This window comes from Bacteroidales bacterium (assembly GCA_023228145.1).
Lineage (GTDB): Bacteria > Bacteroidota > Bacteroidia > Bacteroidales > CAIWKO01 > CAIWKO01.
Window position 1 is genome coordinate 1 of sequence record JALOBU010000019.1, and the last position, 20,097, is coordinate 20,097.

Consider the following 20,097-nt stretch of genomic DNA (forward strand, 5'->3'; position numbering starts at 1 on the left):
AGTTGTGCATAGAATAATTTTGAAATATTAATTTAATATACTGTATATCAGTATATTGCATAACCTTTTTTGATTTATTTATGAACAATTTATTTAACATTTTTAATAGCACAACGGGTTATTAATATGTATTTTATATTCTTAGTAATTATATCTTAGTTGACTCAGTAAAACATTTAACTAAAATATTGATTATCATGTTATTACAAATTATTTTATACATATTTAAGTAATTAAATATCTAATAACTTTAATTTTTTATTAATTCAACCCTTGATTTGCATACCACATCAATTAATCAAAATGTGGGTCGTCGCCTTTTGAAGGTACCTTTGATTTGTCCTGAAAAATCTTGTCTAAAGTAGGTTTGAAAATAACCCAGTCAATAGATTGGTTTAATCTATCATACGTTTAGCAAAGTTTTGTTAGTTTTTCAAGTAATAAATTATCATAAAGTAAACCAAGTAGTTTGATATTTGCTATGTTTTCTTTTTATCTTTAAAATAATACTTTTTGATGTAAAAACAAGCTTATATTATTAATTATCAATTGTTTATATCATAAATTTGTTTTTAGGATGCAAAATTAATAAAAAATTATACTTTAAAGTATTACAAGTAATATTTAACAAATAAATAACTAATAATATCAATACAAAAATAAACGCTCATAGATTTTGGATTTGAAAACTCGAACTTTGAAGCAAAAACATGAACCAAGGTAAATATGTTTTTGCATAGATGGTGTTGTTTTTGCTCAAGTATGAAGTTCAAAAATGTGTCGATAAGTATTCCGGAGATTACAAAACCCAATGGTTTACTTGTCGGATTCATTTTAGGATAATGTGCTTTGCCCAACTGACCTACAGGGAAAGTCTAAGGAATATTGAAAATAGTCTCATAGCCATTTCTGGCAGGTTATTTCATTGCGGCATTCCGCAACCAGTTCCCCGAAGTACTTTGTCTGATGCAAATGAAATGAGGGATTGAAGAATTTATGCCGACTTTGCGGGTATCTTGGCTGCTAAAGCGCGTATTCTTTATAAAACAGACAACGATTTTCTGCTGGATTTGGAAAACATGGTTTATGTATTTAATAGTATCACGATTGATCTTTGCCTGAACCTTTTTCCATGGGCAAGATTCCGGCAAAATAAAGGTGCTGTAAAAATGCACACCTTGCTTGATGTAAGAAGAAATATTCCAGGCTTTATCCACATAACTGATGGGCTATGTAATGATGTGAATGCCTCGGGTTTCCTGCCGATTGAACAAGGAGCTTTCTATCTGATGGATAAAGGATATATTGACTACGAACGTTTATATGCAATGCATCAACAACAAGCATTTTTTGTTACACGGACAAAGGATAATATGGCAGGTTGAATTGTTTTTCAAATGGATGAAGCAGCACTTACGAATAAAGGCATTTTATGGAATAAGCTTTAATGCTGTTTGTGTTCAAATTTGAATTGCAGTGTGTGTTTACCATTTAATACCTATTGTGAAAAGAAAAATGAACATGGAAAAAAACCTTTACACAATTCTACAAACTTTAAGCCTTTGATTGTTTGAGAAAACACCTTTAAATCATCTGTTTGAAAAACAAATCTACATAATCAAAGAACAAGATAACAATAACCAATTGAATCTATTTGGTTTACAACCGGACACTAATGACTGCAAATAAACTCTTATAATAATATTTAATTCAAATCAATGACTAATTTAAAATAATGTGTTTTTGTGATGAATCCATTATAAGAAAACAAATTTTCCGAGCTAATTATTTTCAGCATATCATTGCTAAATATGCAAAACTATTTACATAATTCATTCATGTGTAACCACCGCTATCCTTTTCTTAGCATCCATCCTGACAGTCAGCGGATTTTCAAATTCGATATGGCAGAAAAATTCGGCCTTTTTCAGCAACTTTTTCCTTGAGAACACATCCCAGGAAATGAAGCCTTTGCTGGCACAAGGACTTGTAAAAAAACAGCTTAATAAAAAGTTATTGCTGCAAAATTTATAACTTCGCATTATGTACATAAAAGCCGCTACTTTCGGGCGACTTTTATTATTTTATATGTTCAAGAATTTTTTTCAATATAAACTTCCCTGCATTCCCATCTCCATATATTTCAGGGAATTGCATGCTTTTTTTTCCAACTAACTCATTGAAGGATTGAACTATTTTATCTTCATTTGCCCCGCATAACTGAGCTGTGCCTAATTCAAGAAGTTCAACCCACTCTGTTTCTTCTCTTAAAATAAGGCAAGGTTTTTTAAAAAAATATGATTCTTTCTGCACCCCGCCCGAATCTGTCATTATAAGTCTTGAGCTTTTTTCGAGTGAAATAAAATCAAGATACGAGACAGCAGGAATTATTGTGATAAGGTTGTTATTATTAATAATGTTCTTAAGGGTATCATCAGGCAGCTCAGACCATTTTTTTCTCGTACGCGGATGTAATGGAATCACAAATTTAATATCCTTTTTTTCGCAGATTCTTTGGATGGCTCTGAATATTGAGTTTAAATGCTCCGGCACATCCGTATTTGAATCCCTGTGAAGTGTTACTAAAACATAATTTTCATTTTTTAGTTTCAGGCCTGTAATCAAATTGCTTTTCTCTTCTGCCATCTTTGCAAAATAAAGTGCATTGTCATACATTATATCGCCGCAGTATAAAATTCCCGGGTTGTCAATATGATATGGCGGAATATTATTCATATTAAAACCTTCTTTAATAAGGTTTTCTATTCCTTTTTTTGTCGGAGTAAACATAAGTGTAGAAACATGGTCGGTTGCTATCCTGTTTATTTCTTCAGGCATAAGTTTATTGAAGGATCTCAGCCCTGCCTCCACGTGTATCAAAGGAATATGCATTTTTGAAGCAGCAAGAGCGCCCGCCAATGTTGAATTTGTATCTCCATAAACCAAAACAACATGAGGTGTTTCTTTTAATAAAATACTTTCAATACCCGCCATCATCTCAGCAGTCTGTTTTCCATGCTTACCCGAGCCAACCTCCAGATTATATGCCGGCTCAGGAATCTCCATCTCTCTAAAAAAAACAGAAGACATGTTGTCATCATAATGTTGTCCGGTATGCAAGATAATTTCCTGTATCTTATCAGAAAAATTTTGATGAATCACGCGGCTAATGGCAGAAGCTTTAATAAACTGTGGACGTGCGCCAACAATAGTTAATAGTTTAATCATTTATTTTTTTAATTTTGATGCAAATTTATTTCATTTTAAATCTATCAGGCTTATATTTAAAATTATTTACAAACAAAAATCATTATGAATACTGATAAAAATGAATTGACTATTGCCGAAATTATATTAAAAACACTTATTATTATGAAAAGATATCTGGTGTTAATTTTAATCTTTTTGGTTATAGGATTAGTGCTTGGATATTTATTAGTTGGAAACAAAGTTACAACGTATAAAAATGTATGCGTATTATCAACAATCGATAAAGTGCCGTTTGGTTTAATAAGAACTGTTTCTGAACCGCTCCTGAAACCTTCCGGAGAAAATGTAACTGAATTTTTTTCCTCTGAATTATCTGTTGACAAAGCTATTGCTAACAACATTATCAATATTTTTATTGATTCGTTGGTAAAGAGCGATAACAGGTATTTTAAAGTGGTATTTACCCTGAAGGACTCTTCAGAAAATAATGAATTCATTCAGGGTTATATCAAGTATCTGACACAATCTGCCGGAATTTCAAAGATAATTACAGAAAATACCGAAGCAAACAAAAAAATGCTGGATAATATCAACAAGAAATTATTTGAGCTTGAAGATTTACATAAAAAAACATCAGGCAACTCAGGTGTATTAATATCTGGAGATTCATACAAAGTATACATTGACTTGCTCGAGATGAAACAGTTGTATGCTTCTAAGCTTCAAAACGACAGCACATTTCATGTTATTGATAAAAAAGTAACATCCATGGTAAAAACACCCAGCAGAAGCTTAAGTGTAGTCAAATATGTGCTTGCATCTTTATTCACGGCTTTTATCATTATTTTTATCATTGAAATGATAAAAAGAATAAAATCAATCAAATAAAACTTGAACTACAGAGCAGGCTTCCTATGAAGGTTGACACAAAAAAGGCAGTAGAAGAATACAAAAAAAACTACGCCAACCTGGGTATTGAACATGGATTCAATAAAACAAAAAACAAAAGCATTTAATATAAAAACAAGAAAAAGAATATTTCGTTTTCTAATGCTTTTAATAATGCCCGCTATAAAAACCGCAAGCAAGCTAATAAACCCCATTACTCCCGTTCCCATAAAACTTTCAATAAACTGATTGTGAACATTTAGTTTGTTATTGTATGCATCTATCATTTTGTATTTCTGATATTCTTCCTTAAGGTTATCCATTACATCGCCTGTACCTACACCAAGCAAAATATTTTTATTAATAATTTTTACGGATGAATACCATATAGATAACCTGTCGTTTCTATTATCAGTGACATTTAGCGTATTTAAATTGAATTTTTTTATTTCATTTATTGCAATTTTAAAACGATTATTCGAAACAATTGCAACAATAATCAATGTTGAAAAGATTCCCAGTAGAAAGGCATGTATGAGTTTGTATTTTATTTTTTTTTCTTTAATTGCTTTGTACAGAAAAAAAGCTCCATAAACGATGGCAATATTCACCAAACCAACACGCGAAAAAAGCATAAACGTAAAAATGGTAAAATAAATACTCAAGAAAATTATAAAAGCTTTTTGTTTTATGCCTTGGCTGTGTTCAAGAAAAACAAACAACAAGGAAGCTAAAACAAATGTCATATACAAGCTGTAATATCCGGGATGAAGAAAAGCCGACAAACGGGAATACATAAAATAAGTGCCGCCAACTTTTATGGTTTCCCAGAACGAATACCCGGCATGAATGACATCCGCATCAAAAACCAAAATGCCTTCTTTTATAGTCAGGGAAAAATACAGGGCACGCAAAATACAAATCAGTGATGTCAGCAGGTTGGCGGCAATAAATATTTTTAACAAAAAAATGAACTTTGATTTGTAGAAATTATTAACCATCAGAAATATTAATGGAAATACTATAAATGACAGTTTAACCTGAAGATCGAACCAGCCAACTTCTTTGTTTTCGGTATATAACATACTGACAATATGAAGCAGGTAGTAAACAACCGGCAGAATTAACATGATGAGGCTTTTTGAATTCGCTCTGAATTTATTTATAAAATTCGCTTCAACAAGCCATGTAATTATCCAGAAAGCAATAAAATAAATAGAAAGCCATCGGTAAAAAGGCAACGAGAAAACCATAAGGCAGGCAGCAAAAAAATTAATTTTTTCCCGGGTAATATTTTCAAAAATCATTCTCATGTTAAATGATTAAAAAATAAATCCCTTACTTTATCAAGTGTTTCCTGTTTTTTACAAAAAGCAAACCTTACCTGCTTTGAAACAAAGTTTTTTGTTGAATAGAATGAAAAACCTGGGACTGTTGCTACACGAGTCTTTTCAATTAGCTTTCTGCTGAAATCAAAGTCGTTTTCTGCATTTAACTTTGAGAATAAACTGCTCACATCAGCTATCATATAATAGGCTCCCTTTGGTTTATAAGGTTTAAAACCTGAATTTACAAGTGTTTCATATAAATGCTTGCAGGAATCATCATATTTTTGTTGCAACTCATCGTAATATTGGTTCTCAAAAGATAAGGCTTCAGAAGCTGCGTGCTGAAAGGGTGTTGGTGCACCAACTGTAAGAAAGTCATGTACTTTTCTGATACGTGCTGTAATTTCGGGAGATGCAACAGCCCATCCCACACGCCAGCCGGTAACGGAATAGGTTTTGGAAATGGAATTAATAGTAATGGTTCGTTCAGCCATTCCGGGCAAGGATGCTAATGAAATATGCACTGAATTATCATAAAGTATGTGTTCATAAATCTCATCAGTGATGGCATAAGTATCCCACTTTTCACACAATTTTGAAATTTCCTTCATTTCTGAAAATGAAAAAACTTTCCCGGTCGGATTGTTTGGCGTATTAATAATTATCGCTTTTGTCTTATTGTTGAAAGCAGCAGAAAGTTCATCAAAGTCAATATGCCAGTCGGGTGCATACAATTTTACAAACTTGAGTGTAGCGCCGGATAAAATGCCATCAGGACCGTAATTTTCATAAAAAGGTTCAAATATGATAATCTCATCTCCGGGATTGATAATGGCTTTTAACGTAGCCAGCATGGCTTCTGTAGCACCGCAAGTAACAGTAATTTCGGTAGAAGGATTAGCAATAATGTTATTATATTTTAAAATTTTTTTGCTGATTGCCTCACGTAGTTCCGGCTCGCCAAAAGTAACCGGATATTGATTTTTGTTGGATTTAATTGCACGGATGGCAGCTTCTTTAATTAGTAAGGGGCTTTCAAAATCAGGAAAGCCCTGTGATAGGTTCAACCCATCCATGGCATCGCTGATGCGCGTCATTTCCCTGATAACAGACTCGGTGAAAGTTTCAGTGATGTATGAAAGATGTTTCATTAATATTATTATTTACCATAAAAACTTCTCACAACATGGATTACATATTCCACCTCATCATCATCAATTTCCACATTCATAGGCAGAGAACAAACTTCACGGCTGAGAGCCTCTGTTTCAGGAAAACCTTTGTCAGTTAATTTCAATCCTGCATGTTTATAATATGGCTTACGGAACTGCGTAAGCACTTCAATGCCATTTTCCTTCAGATAATCTGAAAATGCACTGCCTTGTGTTGAACGCAGGGTGTAATTCTGGTAAACATGATCAAAACCCGGCTTGTTATAGTGTGGTAAAAGCAAGTCTGGTAAATCTGACAATGCCTCCCTATAGCGGTTGGCAATCGATTGTCTTTTAGCTATCCATTCACGCATGTAACGCAACTTCACATCCAGAAAAGCTGCCTGAAGATTATCGAGCAGACAGGTAAAGCCATGGCCGTGATATTCGCCGGTATCGCGGTCTTCACCGTTAAACCTTATGCGGCGTGCAAATGTTGCAACTTCTTCGCTATTAGTGGTAATAGCTCCACCATCACCATAACCGCCTAATATTTTAAATGGATAAAAACTAAAACAACCTGTTAAGCCCCATGCTCCTGCCCCTTTCCCATTAACAGCTGAACCAAGACTTTGACAAGCATCTTCAATTACAATGAGATTGTATTTATCAGCAATTTCCATTATCCTTGGCATATCAGCCATCCAGCCGCTGAGGTGGACAGGCATGATGCCCTTTGTGCGGGGAGTAATAACTTCTTCGATTTTATCTGCATCAATATTAAAATCTTTGGCTACGTCCACCAGTACAGGTGTGGCTCCAACATTCACTATGGCAGAGCAACTGGCTACAAAGGTATGCGCAGGCACGATCACTTCATCACCGGGCCCGATACCGGCAGCTCTCATTGAGATATGCAATGAATCATAGCCACTATTTAAACCTACAGCGTATTTGGTCCCGACAAATTTTGCCAGATTCTCTTCAAAATTTCTTAGTTGTTGCCTGTTTATCAGATCACCCTTAGACATTACCTCAAAATAAGCGGCATCCAGCTCATCTTTTATCATCCGGTAAAGCTTTCCCGGCTCAACAAATCGCACTTTTCTTTTTTCCATATTTTTCAGAGAATTTTTCTTATTGCTTCAATTATGTCATCTTTGGTTTTGTAATATGCTTTTTCCAGGCTGCCTGAAGCAGGTGCTGGAACATCATTCAGGCAAACTCGTTGTACCGGAGATTTTAAAAAACCAAATGCCAATTCATTAACCCTCGTAGCAATTTCAGCCGCCACGCTTCCTGTTTTCCACGAGCCATCAGCTATAACCAGACGGCCCGTTTTCTTTACCGAATTGATTATGGTTTCTTCATCAATCGGCTTAACAGTCCGTAAATCAATAAATTCGATGCTGATACTTTTCTTCTTCAGTTCTTCTGCTGCATTTATAGATTCCTGAGCCATGTATGAAAATGAAACCAGCGTGCAATCATCGCCTTCTGTGCGGATTATTGCTTTACCAATTGGAACCTGATACATTTCAGCAGGAACGTCATCCTGAAAACGATAGAGCCACCTGTCATCTATAAAAACAACAGGGTTTTCATCAAGTACAGAAGAAATAAACAACCCCTTGGCATCATAAGGTGTTGAAGGCGCAACAACTTTTAAACCCGGGATATGTGCAAAGAGCGAATGCAATGCCTGGGAATGCTGGGCTGCCTGTTCGCCCCCCCGATTAACAATCAACCAAAATACGATCGGGGCATTAGATTTTCCTCCATTCATATAATGCCAGTTGGCTGCCTGATTGATGATAGGGTCAAAAGCATACAAAACAAAATCTACACGGGGATGCACCACAATGGCCTTCATTCCGGCAATGGCAGCCCCCACTGCAGCACCTGTCATGGCATTTTCAGAAACAGGAGTGTCTATTATACGTTCTTCTCCAAATCGTTCAACAAGTCCAGTGCATGTATTTCCAACGTACCAGGGGCTTTTCACACCCTGCCCGATTAAAAACACGGAAGAATCTGTTTCCATCAATTGGTGGATAGCTTGATTGATAGCCAGCCCAAAATTTATTTTTTTACTATTTGAACACATAACGGCAAAGTTCCTCTTCTTTTGGTAATGGACTGTTAACAGCAAATTCTTTGGCTTTTAACACTTCCGCTTCGGTTTCAATCTGAATTTTATCAAAATCATCTTGCGTTAATAAGATTTCTTTTTCGAGATAATCCCTGAACCGTTTAATCGGGTCTTTCTTAAGCCATTCTTCAATTTCCTGTTTGGGGCGAATATCGGTATGCGAGCCCTGTATGTTATCATCCGGACCAACATGTCCGCGAAAACGATAAGTGAGAAATTCTATGAAAACAGGGCCTTTATTATTACGGCATAATTCAGCGGCTTTAACCGCAGTTTCATATACTTCAATCACATTATTTCCGTCCACTCTGAAAGATTCTATTTCAAAGGGATTGGCAATCTGGTAAATATTTCGGTTTGTACGAATTTCATTGATGGGTAAATGCGTTGAATACAGGTTGTTTTCACAGGCAAAAATAATGGGTAATTTCTTTAATGCAGCAAAGTTTAATGATTCATATAATACACCTTCGCCGGTAGCTCCATCTCCAAAAAAGCTTACTGTAACCTTTCCGTCTTTTCTGATTTTTGATGCTAAAGATGCACCCGTTGCCAACGAAATAGTACCGGAAACTATAGGCACAATGCCCATCACACCATTTTCGGGAGAGATAAGGTGCATGGAGCCACCTCTGCCTCGTGAGCATCCGGTTTCCTTTCCATAAATTTCTGCAATCATAGATGCCATATCGCCGCCTTTTGCCAGGTAATGGCCATGGGAGCGATGATTGCCAAAAATATAGTCTTTGCTTTCAAGAGCGGCACAGACCCCGGTAGCAATCGCTTCCTGTCCGGAATACAAATGGCATGGGGTTTTAATTTCTCCATGTAAAATCGGCTCAACCAAACTTTCTTCGCATAAACGAATACGAAGCATAGTGCGGTAAAGATTTTCTAGAAATTCTCGGGAATAATTCATTAATAATTACTGGCTAAGTTTTAATCATTTTTTAATTATAGCCAACAAAGTTAAAAAAACAATTTTAATATCCGTCCAAAAACTACGTTCCTTCACATACTTAAGCTGCAGGCGTTTTTTTTCGGGCCATATCAGTTTCATGTATGCTTTATCTGGGTCTTGGGTACCTTCCAGAATTTTACCTTCATCAGCGTTCCAGACGGATGCAAAATCAGTAATACCGGGTTTTACGGAAAGTATCGCTTTTTCTTCTTCTGTAAACAAATCAGTAAAATATTTCACTTCAGGCCTCGGGCCAACAACACTCATATTCCCGATAAAAACATTAATCATTTGGGGTAATTCGTCAAATTTTGTTTTTCTTAAAAATTTGCCAATTTTTGTAATTCTGGAGTCTGATAAAGTTGTGGATGAAGCACCGATTTTATCCGCATTAACTACCATAGTCCGGAATTTAAACATTTTAAACAGTTTGCCGTTTTTCCCAACCCGTGGGGCCTTGTATAATACGGGGCCAAAATCGGTTAAAAAAATTAAAATCGCTATAATTAACAGAAATGGCAGTGTGCAAATCAAAATAATCAAACTAAAAAATATGTCGAAAATTCGTTTCATCATTAGTTAATTTCAGCAAAAATAAGCAAGATAGATTAATCTTTAAGTATTGTAGTATTTTTGATAAAAAAATTCAGAAAAATTTATTTTTTCTTCATCTTGACTAACTAATATTGTATTTTTACAATTGGGAATTTTCAATTAATCTAAGAACAGATGCAAGTAATTAAAATTAAAAAAGGCCTTGACATTCCGCTTAAAGGAAAAGCTATGAGTATGATAAGCGGCTCTTTCATTCCGGATACCATCGCCATCAAACCCGCTGATTTTGTCAATGTATTGCCCAAGTTGATGGTAAGCCCTGGAGAACATGTAAAAGCCGGCAGCCCGCTTTTTTATAATAAATACGATGAACAAATTATTTTCACATCTCCGGTTAGCGGTGAAGTGATGGAACCACTCCGCGGCGAAAAAAGATTAATAATGGAAATTCCTGTCAAAGTTGACAAGGAAATTGAATATGAAAAATTCGGCACACATCACCTTGCATCTCTGGATGCAGAAGCTATCAGGTCATTACTCCTGAAATCGGGATTATGGACATATATCAGGCAACGTCCTTATGACATCATTCCTTCAATAACTTCAATTCCCAGGGACATATATATTTCAACTTTCGACACATCACCACTCGCTCCTGATTATAATTTTATTTTAAAAGATAAAATGCATTACTTTCAGTCAGGAATTGATGCGTTGGCAAAGCTTACTACAGGAAAAGTGAACTTAGGGAATGATGCAAGTATTACAGACAATATATTTTCGAAAGTTAAAAATGTTGAATTAATTTATTTCAAAGGAAAGCATCCGGCAGGAAATGTAGGAGTGCATATTCATAAAACCAAACCTATTAATAAAGGAGAAACTGTATGGTATTTAAATCCTCAGGATGTCGCTATGATAGGAAAATTCTTTATCGAAGGGATTTATGATGCCACACGCACTATGGCTGTCACAGGCCATGAAGCAAAAAAACCGGCTTACTACACTACTATTATTGGAGGAAACCTTTCAACCATTATTGAAGCACAAACTTCTCAAAATAATATCCGTTGTATAAGCGGAAATGTCCTTACAGGCTCTGCAATAAATAAAGATGGATATCTGGGTTACTATCACCACCAGCTTACACTTATTCCTGAAGGAGATTATTATGAATTTATCGGATGGATGATGCCCGGATTTAAAAAATTCAGCCATTCACGCTTATTTATGAGTGGAATTTTTAAAGGGAAAGAATATGATTTCGATACAAATTTTCACGGAGGAGAACGCCCGTTTGTGATGACCGGACAGTATGAAAAAGTTTTCCCTTTTGATATATACCCGGTATATCTGCTTAAAGCTATACTTACTGAAGATATTGATAAAATGGAAGAATTGGGCATTTATGAAGTCTCTCCCGAAGATTTTGCATTATGTGATTTTGTTTGCACTTCAAAAACCGAGACACAAATGATAGTCAGGCAAGGGCTGGATATGATAAGAAAAGAAATGAGTTAATACTAAAAAATGACATACCCGATGAAAGGATTAAGAAAATATATTGATAAAATAAAACCTAAGTTTGAGAAAGGCGGGAAGTTTGAAAAACTCGGCTCTACTTTCGGGGCTTTTGAAACTTTTCTGTTTGTCCCAAAAGAAGTTACCCATACAGGGAGCCACATACGCGATGCCGCCGACCTGAAACGCACCATGATAGCCGTGGTCATTGCATTAATGCCCGCCCTTCTTTTCGGCATGTGGAATATCGGGTATCAGTTTCATAAAGCTATCGGGACTCAGGTAAGCATATTTGCTGATTTCTGGTTTGGCTTGCAAGCAGTTCTTCCTATTATAGTGGTTTCTTATGTAACGGGACTTGCCATAGAATTTATTTTTGCACAGATAAGACACCATGAAGTAAACGAAGGATTTCTGGTTACAGGAATGCTTATACCCATGATTATGCCCGTTGGGATTCCTTTATGGATTGTGGCAGTGGGAACGGCATTCTCGGTTATTTTTGTTAAAGAAGTTTTTGGCGGGACCGGAATGAATATTTTCAACCCGGCATTGATGGCGCGAGCATTTATATTTTTTGCATACCCCGCAAAAATTTCCGGTGACAGCGTTTGGGTTTACGGATTAGCAAATGGTGTAAAACCTGTTGATGGTATTACCGGGGCCACCCCTCTTTCTTCAGCAGCCCTTGATAATATCGACAATATACCATCTATGTTTGATTTATTTTTTGGTTTTATCCCGGGTTCAGTCGGGGAAACATCCAAGTTTGCCATCCTGCTTGGGGCTGCAATACTGATTATCACAGGCGTGGGAAGCCTTCGCATTATGTTATCCACCATTGCAGGCGGAGTTTTTATGTCGTTGATATTTAACCTTATTGGGGCAAATCATTATATGGAGATAGACCCGTTAACACAAATAATGATGGGAGGTTTTATGTTCGGAATGGTATTTATGGCTACCGACCCTGTTACAGGTTCTCAGACTCCGACAGGCAAAATAATCTACGGATTCCTAATAGGTGTTTTTGCAATTCTCATCAGGGTGTTTAATCCTGCCTATCCCGAAGGAATGATGCTTGCCATTTTACTGATGAACACCTTTGCACCTTTGATAGACCATATTATAGTCAGACAAAATACTAGAAAACGGCTCAAAAGAGTTCCTCAAAAAATTCAAACAAAATAACCATTGTACTATGTTTAGCAATAGATACATCATCATATATTCCGCAATAATGGTCATCATTGTTGCAATAGCACTGACATTTATTGCAGTGCTGCTTAAACCCAAACAGCAATATAATATTAAGGTCGAAAAGATGCAGAACATTCTTGCTTCTGCCAATATTGAATCTACTGTGGATAACGCGGAAGAACTCTACAAGAAACACATTAAAGAAACTTTTGTTATTAATAACAAAGGTGAAATGATAAGTAATACGGATGCTTTTGGAATAGATTTGTATATGGAGCTGAAAAAGCCCGTTGAAAAACGTAACCTTCCGGTTTTTGTGTGTGTTAAGGAAAAAGATGAGCATTTAATTATTGTTCCTATCCGCGGAAAAGGCCTCTGGGGACCGATATGGGGATATGTGGCTTTTAATAAAGATTTAAACACAATAGAAGGCGCTATATTTGACCATAAAGGGGAAACTCCGGGGCTTGGCTCAGAGATTAATACCCAGGCTTTCAGTAGTCAATTTTTTGGCAAGTCTATCTTTAATGATGAAGGCAAGTTTGTATCAATAGAAGTAATAAAAGGCGGCGCTTCGCCTGAAAACAAACACGGTGTGGATGCCATCTCGGGGGGGACTATCACCAGCAAAGGTCTGGAAAAAATGCTATACGACTGTCTGGAACCTTATGTGGCCTATTTTAAAGCAAATCATCAAAATTGATTTTTATATAAAAAACTCAAAATATAAATGAAAAACCTTAAGCTATTAAAATCACCAATTAATTTGAATAATCCGATAACTGTCCAGGTTCTCGGGATATGTTCAGCGCTGGCAGTGACTGTTCAACTCAAACCGGCATTGGTCATGGCGTTATCCGTCACAATTGTTACTGCTTTTTCAAACCTGATTATTTCATCGCTACGTAATACAATACCATCAAGAATACGAATTATTGTACAACTTATTGTTATTGCTGCACTTGTTATCATTGTTGACCAGGTTCTCAAAGCCTATGTTTATGAAACCAGTAAAAAACTTTCTGTTTTTGTCGGACTTATCATAACTAACTGTATCCTCATGGGGCGGCTTGAAGCTTTTGCTATGGCAGAAAAACCATGGAAATCATTTCTGGATGGTATTGGCAACGGGTTGGGTTATGGACTTATCCTGGTTACGGTTGCTTTTTTTAGAGAATTGCTTGGTTCTGGCACCTTGTTTGGGGCGCATGTAATACCACAGGCATTTTATAACCTAGGATATATGAATAACGGTATGATGATATTACCACCCATGGCGCTTATCACTATTGGAGTTATCATCTGGGTGCAGCGAAGCCACAGCAGAAGCCTGATTGAAAACAAATAAAAAACATTGAGCTATGGAAAATTTATTAAACTTATTTGTCCGCTCGGTATTTATTGACAACATGATTTTTGCTTTTTTCCTTGGCATGTGTTCATTCCTTGCCGTATCGAAAACTGTAAAAACTTCATTCGGGTTGGGCATTGCAGTTACTTTTGTTCTTATCATCACTGCTCCCATAAACTGGCTTATTGACACTTACATTTTAAAAGCTGGTGCTTTGAGCTGGCTGGGCAGCAATTTTGCAGATGTTGACCTGAGCTATTTAAGCTTCATAATTTTTATTGCCGTTATTGCTGCTATTGTTCAACTTGTTGAGATGGTGATTGAAAAATTCAGCCCTTCGCTTTATAATGCCCTAGGCATTTTTCTTCCGCTGATTGCTGTAAACTGTGCCATTCTCGGTGTTGCTCTTTTTGTTCAGGAAAGAGAGTACACATCCATTGCCGAAGTTTCCGTTTATTCTTTTGGTTCCGGTGTAGGGTGGTTTCTTGCCATTGTGTCCATTGCTGCCATACGTGAAAAAATTAAATACTCAAATGTTCCGGCGCCGCTCAGGGGGCTTGGAATAACTTTCATACTTACCGGCTTGATGGCCATTGCTTTTATGAGTTTTATGGGTATTAAAATATAGATATTAACGAACAAAAAATGCAGATATGATTATACTCAGTTCTGGCTTGGGATTATTACTGATACTTGGCGTTTCAACTTTCCTGTTTATTAGTATGCTATTGGTAATCATGCTGCTTTTTGCCAAAGCAAAGCTAACGCCTTCAGGCCCTGTTATGATTAAACTAAACGGAGAAAAAGAATTGCAGGTTAATTCCGGTTCATCGCTACTTTCCACATTGTCTGCAGCCAAAGTGTTTTTGCCTTCTGCTTGCGGCGGGGGTGGAACCTGCGGCATGTGTCGCTGTCAGGTTGTAAGCGGAGGTGGCAGCATACTACCCACTGAAGTTGGGTTCTTTTCACGCAGGCAGATATTTGACAACTGGCGTCTGGGATGCCAGGTAAAAGTCAGGGAAAGTCTGGAAATCCAAGTTCCACCAGAAATATTCGGCATAAAAAAATGGGAGTGTGAAGTAATCTCTAACCGTAATGTGGCAACTTTTATAAAGGAATTTGTAGTAAAACTCCCCGAAGGCGAAACATTGGATTTCCTCTCCGGGGGCTATGTACAGATAGATGTCCCCAAATGTGAGGTGGATTATAAAGATATAATTGTCGAAGAAAAATTCATCGACGATTGGAAAAAACTTAAGATGTTTGACCTTAAAATGAAAAACACCGAAGAAGTTTTCCGGGCATACTCTATGGCAAATCACCCTGCCGAAGGAAATATCGTCATGCTGAATATCCGCATCGCCACTCCACCCTGGGATAAAAAAATAAAAGGATTTATGAAAGTAAATCCCGGAATATGTTCGTCTTATATTTTTTCACGTCAACCGGGAGATAAAGTTATGGTTTCCGGTCCGTACGGAGAGTTTCATATCAAACACACCGATAAAGAAATGATATATATTGGCGGCGGTGCCGGTATGGCACCCCTGCGCTCGCACATTTTTCATCTTTTCCATTCTGAAAAAACTAAACGGAAAGTTTCATACTGGTACGGGGCACGTTCACTGCGCGAAATATTCTATGAAGAAGATTTCAGAGCTATTGAAAAAGAAAATCCCAATTTTAAATTCAACATCGCATTGTCAGAGCCTTTACCTGAAGACAACTGGAAAGGATATTCCGGTTTTATTCACCAAGTGGTTTTTGACAACTACTTAAACAAACATCCGGAACCTGAAGATATTGAATATTATCTCTGCGGCCCTCCAATGATGAACGATGCCGTATTTAAAATGCTAGACAGTCTGGGTGTACCAAAAGAAAATATTGCCTTTGACGACTTCGGCGGTTAAAAAGATAATTTTTAGTGCGCCAGTTTTAAGCCCACAATACCTATTACTATAAGCAAAACCGACATCATCCTTACGATAGTTGCTGGGTCTTTGAAGAATATGATTCCAATAAGGAATGTGCCGCAGGCGCCAATACCTGTCCAAACGGCATAAGCCGTACCAATCGGTATTGTTCGTTGTGCAAACCATAAAAACAAGCCGCTTAAACCCATAGATATCACCGACAGTAAAATCCACAACCACTTACCCTCATGATTAATCTGAGAAAGCTTAAAACCCAGAGGCCATCCTATTTCAAATATTCCGGCAATAAGTAGATAAAACCATTCCATACTAAAAAATTTTTATTGTTCTTCATCATTAAGATGATGTTTGCTGTAATTTACGCATTTCTTAGGGTCATCATCAGAACCGCCGCAAACACAATTTGTGGTTTTACCATCCTTTGTATCTGCATGAGAGCAACTCTTGCGGAATTCGCCATCTTTCTTTACAAGCATTTTGATAGCAATGCCGGCAACAGCAAAAGCAAGTATAACAATAGCAAGTAAGAACAGTTTCATCAAAATAAATTTTATTTACAGAAATATTTTTTTCATTTCTTCGGTTCAAACTTATGCTGTTTAATTTTTTTATTAAACCTTAAACGATAGAAATTCTTACTGAATAATACTCCGAACAAGGCAAACAGCGACCCCAACCCATAGGAAACATGAAGTGAGAAATAAAAAAAAGGAAGTATCAAAGTATATTTGAAACCATCCTTCAAAAAGTGTGAAGAAAAATAATATGCTGCACACAAATAAATAAATGCACCTAGCAATATTACCCATAAAAAGTAAATAGAAAAAAAAGATGCCGCAATTAATCCTATTATGCCAAGTACAAACAATAAGGGAACCAAATGCCTGAACTCAACAGGGATATAATCAATATACTTCAATGGGATTATTGCCCAGTATCCATTTCTAAAATTATTTTTCAAAAATTTTCTAAAATCATTGCGGGTATAATACGTTGCAACAACTGCCGGGTTTAAAAGAATTTTTCCGCCTGCTTTCCGAAGCCGGGTATTAAAATCCATATCCGAACTACTCGTAAGATTTTCATTAAATAATCCGATTTTATCAAAAACACTTTTTTTATAGCATCCTCCAAAAACTGTATCCACTTCACCAACTTCTTTTACTCCGGTTCTAAATAACGAGTTTCCCACGCCAAACCTGCTTGTCAAAACATTATTTATCGCTTTTCCAATAAAATTTTTGTTAAGGCCAATGGTATTAAGAATCCCTCCGGAATTATCAGCATTATATTTCAAAGAAGTTTCTATACAAAGGGTAAAATAGTTTCTATGATATACAGCATGAGAACCCATTATAAAAATAAATTCTCCAGTAGAATTAACAATACCGATATTTACTGCAATCGGAAATGTTTTGCCAGGATTCATATATAAAAAAATGTTCTTGAATTTCAACTTATATTCTCTTATAATTTCTGGAGAATTGTCTGTACTCATGCCATCCACTAAAATAATTTCCATTTTATTATGAGGATAATTATTATCAAGAATGGAATCCAAGCATCCTCTCAGGTAAATTTCTTCGTTTCTGAAAGGGATAATTACAGATATAAAAGGTAGTTCATTAAACATTGTTTATTAGCTTTTCGTAAAGCCCCAGCAACTTTTTCTTTTCCGATTCCCAGTTATATTTATTTATCACCGCTTTTTGCCCGTTTTTTCCCATTTCTTCTGCTTTATCGAGATTTATAAGTAAATAATTAATAGCATCAGCAATAGCTTTCGGGTTCATGGGGTCAACACAAATTCCACAACGATTTCCTTCGATGATTTCTTTCCAAAGAGGAAAGTTGGAAGCAACCACAGGTATTCCGGCGGACATATATTCAAACATTTTATTAGGCTGAGAATGAATATGGTTGGGTTCAGGTAAGAAAGTTGCAACACCAACAGAAGATGTCATCAACTCTTCATAAAGTTCTTTTCTGGATATCTGCCCAAGATATTCAACCTTATGCCAGTTTAAATGTTGCATGACATTAATCTTAAGTTTATCATTTTCAAAAATACCTGCAAGTTTTAATTTATAATTTCCGTTTGACAATGCTTCGAGTAAAGGGAAAATCCCACGGGCTTCTGAAATCTGTCCGATATATATTACTCCACCGTCACGTTTTTTTTCCTGCAAACTTTTATTTATTTCATCATAAAGCGGATAATTATTAATATCAATACTATTGGCGTTTAGTTTTTCAAAACGTTGCCTTATAAAAGGCGTTGCAGTAAGTATAGCAGAAAATTTTCTTGAAGCATAATTTTCATACATCCTTATTCCAATAGCAACTATCTTTCTGAAAAACACAGGGATATATTCTTTTGACATCGTCTGTTGCGGAAGGTCTTCGTGGGCATCATAAATCACTTTCTTTCCTTTTCTGATAAGTCTTAAACCAACAGGTATCAGCTCAGGGTCATGAAAATGATAAATCTCGCAATCAATATCTTTAAGCGATTTTAAAATGCGCTTAGGGTTTTGATAAAACCTCTTTATCCTTCCGCCATAAAACTTTCCAGCATCAACAACCTTTACTCCGTAGATTTCACTGTTTCCTAACCCATCGGCTACCAGCAATGTTACATTGAACCCCACTGTTTGAAGGGAACAAGCTTCCTTCAGAAAAATTCTCACATCATTCCTTGTGTGTACAGAGGTAATATGACATATTTTGTACTGCATTATTTGTTAGTTAACTTCCTTAGGGCGTTTCTAATATTAATTCCAACGCTAAAAAGTTGTTCATTATTCGGGTAATCTTTATACGTCTTATTTTTTCCATTGGAAATAATGTTCTTTAACTCCTCAGGTGTTATGTCAAGTTTCTTGGCAATATATTGTATATCATCTTCGAGTTCCTGCGGACTGTAAATTTCCTTTTTCATTTCTTTCAGGGCTTGCTCACGTGTCATAAAACCCGAAACTATAAGGCTGGAAAGATGCGACCGGCGTTTATCATAACCGAATTTCGCTGGAAGAAAATGTGCCTGAAAAAATTTTGTAAATCTTGACTCATGATGCTTACCGCCATAATAACGCCACCCTAATTCATCACTCATAATTTTTATGGCTTTTTCTTTATCATAAGGCAGATAATTCAGCATTTTCAACACCCTCATTTTCTTAATAAAGGTAAAATAAACATATCTCTGAAAAAAAGTAACATGGGGGTATGTTTTCATTTTTTTATTTCCGAAAGCTTTATATATTCCTTTTATCTGGCGATAGTCCAGCGCATTATAACCCCATGATACGGGCAGTATGGATTCTGTTGCAAAATTACTCCCGTTCAGGACATAACTCACATTATTTTTTACAGCAAATTTATAAAGTGCAGCAAATATGGCATGGTCCTGGGGGATATCCTGATTCGCCACATTTGACCTAAAAAATGCCAGCTGAAGGTCTTTCATCTCTTCCCAGTTCACTACATAGGTGTGAAGTTCCAGATTAAGGTACTTAACAATGTTTTCAATATTTTTTACTGCCAGTTCTGAGTTCCATCCGCAATCCACGTGCACCACAAGGGGTTTCAATCCATATTGAACAGCCTTATATGCAAGAAAGGAACTGTCAACGCCACCACTGAGCCCAATAATGCAATCATAATCATTCCCTTTGCGCTGTATTTTAATTTTATCAACAATTGCTTTAAGCTTTTTTTCACCTTCTTCGTTCGGAAACCAAAGGGTGCTTTTTTCCGCCAGCGCCCTGGTACAGTGATTACAATAACCATTTTCATCAAAAGTAATGTCCGGATCTGACGTATCCATGATACATCTTGAAC

General features: G+C 36.2%; 19 protein-coding genes and 1 pseudogene. 8 read left to right on the top strand and 12 right to left on the bottom strand.

Annotation, left to right across the window (positions count from 1 at the left end; all coding sequences use genetic code 11):
* Positions 1-740: 740 nt before the first annotated feature.
* Positions 741-1,689 (top strand): annotated as a pseudogene (locus M0R16_09655) (DUF4372 domain-containing protein).
* Between the two features lie 390 nt (positions 1,690-2,079).
* Here the strand turns inward: M0R16_09655 and wecB are convergent.
* On the bottom strand, positions 2,080-3,228 hold the full coding sequence (gene wecB / locus M0R16_09660; GenBank protein MCK9613147.1) for a UDP-N-acetylglucosamine 2-epimerase (non-hydrolyzing): 1,149 nt from the start codon (positions 3,226-3,228) through the stop codon (positions 2,080-2,082).
* An 84-nt stretch (positions 3,229-3,312) separates the two neighbouring features.
* Between wecB and M0R16_09665 the strand changes: the two genes are divergently transcribed.
* Positions 3,313-4,098 (top strand): hypothetical protein, encoded by a 786-nt coding sequence (locus M0R16_09665; GenBank protein ID MCK9613148.1) that lies wholly within the window; start codon positions 3,313-3,315, stop codon positions 4,096-4,098.
* Between the two features lie 8 nt (positions 4,099-4,106).
* Here M0R16_09665 and M0R16_09670 read toward each other — a convergent pair whose 3' ends face one another.
* Genes M0R16_09670 through M0R16_09695 form a run of 6 tightly spaced genes read right to left on the bottom strand, consistent with a single transcriptional unit; the run spans position 4,107 to position 10,263 of the window.
* Positions 4,107-5,411 carry an O-antigen ligase family protein gene (locus tag M0R16_09670; protein MCK9613149.1) on the bottom strand — a complete coding sequence of 435 codons (1,305 nt, stop codon included), beginning with the start codon at positions 5,409-5,411 and terminating at the stop codon, positions 4,107-4,109.
* Positions 5,408-6,577, bottom strand: coding sequence for an aminotransferase class I/II-fold pyridoxal phosphate-dependent enzyme (locus M0R16_09675; protein ID MCK9613150.1), 1,170 nt, complete (start codon positions 6,575-6,577; stop codon positions 5,408-5,410). The genes M0R16_09670 and M0R16_09675 overlap by 4 nt, the downstream gene beginning before the upstream one ends.
* 8 nt (positions 6,578-6,585) lie before the next feature.
* Positions 6,586-7,695, bottom strand: a complete 1,110-nt coding sequence (locus M0R16_09680) for a DegT/DnrJ/EryC1/StrS family aminotransferase (protein MCK9613151.1) — start codon at positions 7,693-7,695, stop codon at positions 6,586-6,588.
* A gap of 5 nt (positions 7,696-7,700) precedes the next feature.
* Positions 7,701-8,684 (bottom strand): pyruvate dehydrogenase complex E1 component subunit beta, encoded by a 984-nt coding sequence (locus tag M0R16_09685; GenBank protein MCK9613152.1) that lies wholly within the window; start codon positions 8,682-8,684, stop codon positions 7,701-7,703.
* Positions 8,671-9,648, bottom strand: coding sequence for a thiamine pyrophosphate-dependent dehydrogenase E1 component subunit alpha (locus M0R16_09690; protein MCK9613153.1), 978 nt, complete (start codon positions 9,646-9,648; stop codon positions 8,671-8,673). Before M0R16_09690 ends, M0R16_09685 begins: the two co-directional genes overlap by 14 nt.
* A 24-nt stretch (positions 9,649-9,672) precedes the next feature.
* Positions 9,673-10,263 (bottom strand): sugar transferase, encoded by a 591-nt coding sequence (locus M0R16_09695; protein ID MCK9613154.1) that lies wholly within the window; start codon positions 10,261-10,263, stop codon positions 9,673-9,675.
* 156 nt (positions 10,264-10,419) lie between these two features.
* On the opposite strand from M0R16_09695, the gene M0R16_09700 reads away from it, so the two are divergent.
* Genes M0R16_09700 through nqrF form a run of 6 tightly spaced genes read left to right on the top strand, consistent with a single transcriptional unit; the run spans position 10,420 to position 16,230 of the window.
* Positions 10,420-11,766, top strand: coding sequence for a Na(+)-translocating NADH-quinone reductase subunit A (locus tag M0R16_09700; protein ID MCK9613155.1), 1,347 nt, complete (start codon positions 10,420-10,422; stop codon positions 11,764-11,766).
* A 21-nt stretch (positions 11,767-11,787) separates the two neighbouring features.
* Positions 11,788-12,957, top strand: a complete 1,170-nt coding sequence (locus tag M0R16_09705) for an NADH:ubiquinone reductase (Na(+)-transporting) subunit B (GenBank protein MCK9613156.1) — start codon at positions 11,788-11,790, stop codon at positions 12,955-12,957.
* A 10-nt stretch (positions 12,958-12,967) separates the two neighbouring features.
* Entirely contained in the window at positions 12,968-13,669 is a 702-nt protein-coding gene (gene nqrC, locus M0R16_09710) for an NADH:ubiquinone reductase (Na(+)-transporting) subunit C (GenBank protein ID MCK9613157.1), read from the top strand.
* A 27-nt stretch (positions 13,670-13,696) separates the two neighbouring features.
* The gene (locus tag M0R16_09715; protein ID MCK9613158.1) at positions 13,697-14,314 is read left to right on the top strand and encodes an NADH:ubiquinone reductase (Na(+)-transporting) subunit D; all 618 of its coding nucleotides are present in this window, start codon (positions 13,697-13,699) and stop codon (positions 14,312-14,314) included.
* 13 nt (positions 14,315-14,327) lie between these two features.
* A complete protein-coding gene (gene nqrE, locus M0R16_09720; protein ID MCK9613159.1) occupies positions 14,328-14,945 on the top strand; it encodes an NADH:ubiquinone reductase (Na(+)-transporting) subunit E in 618 nt (205 codons plus the stop codon).
* Positions 14,946-14,970: 25 nt separating this feature from the next.
* Positions 14,971-16,230, top strand: coding sequence for an NADH:ubiquinone reductase (Na(+)-transporting) subunit F (nqrF, locus tag M0R16_09725; GenBank protein MCK9613160.1), 1,260 nt, complete (start codon positions 14,971-14,973; stop codon positions 16,228-16,230).
* 11 nt (positions 16,231-16,241) lie between these two features.
* On the opposite strand, the gene M0R16_09730 is transcribed toward nqrF, so the two are convergent.
* Genes M0R16_09730 through M0R16_09750 form a run of 5 tightly spaced genes read right to left on the bottom strand, consistent with a single transcriptional unit; the run spans position 16,242 to position 20,083 of the window.
* The gene (locus M0R16_09730) at positions 16,242-16,562 is read right to left on the bottom strand and encodes a multidrug efflux SMR transporter (protein MCK9613161.1); all 321 of its coding nucleotides are present in this window, start codon (positions 16,560-16,562) and stop codon (positions 16,242-16,244) included.
* A 12-nt stretch (positions 16,563-16,574) separates the two neighbouring features.
* Positions 16,575-16,793 carry a hypothetical protein gene (locus tag M0R16_09735; GenBank protein MCK9613162.1) on the bottom strand — a complete coding sequence of 73 codons (219 nt, stop codon included), beginning with the start codon at positions 16,791-16,793 and terminating at the stop codon, positions 16,575-16,577.
* A gap of 32 nt (positions 16,794-16,825) precedes the next feature.
* Positions 16,826-17,887 (bottom strand): glycosyltransferase family 2 protein, encoded by a 1,062-nt coding sequence (locus tag M0R16_09740; protein ID MCK9613163.1) that lies wholly within the window; start codon positions 17,885-17,887, stop codon positions 16,826-16,828.
* Positions 17,880-18,992, bottom strand: coding sequence for a glycosyltransferase family 4 protein (locus M0R16_09745; GenBank protein MCK9613164.1), 1,113 nt, complete (start codon positions 18,990-18,992; stop codon positions 17,880-17,882). The genes M0R16_09740 and M0R16_09745 overlap by 8 nt, the downstream gene beginning before the upstream one ends.
* A complete protein-coding gene (locus tag M0R16_09750) occupies positions 18,992-20,083 on the bottom strand; it encodes an N-acetyl sugar amidotransferase (protein MCK9613165.1) in 1,092 nt (363 codons plus the stop codon). The genes M0R16_09745 and M0R16_09750 overlap by 1 nt, the downstream gene beginning before the upstream one ends.
* Between the last annotated feature and the right edge of the window lie 14 nt (positions 20,084-20,097).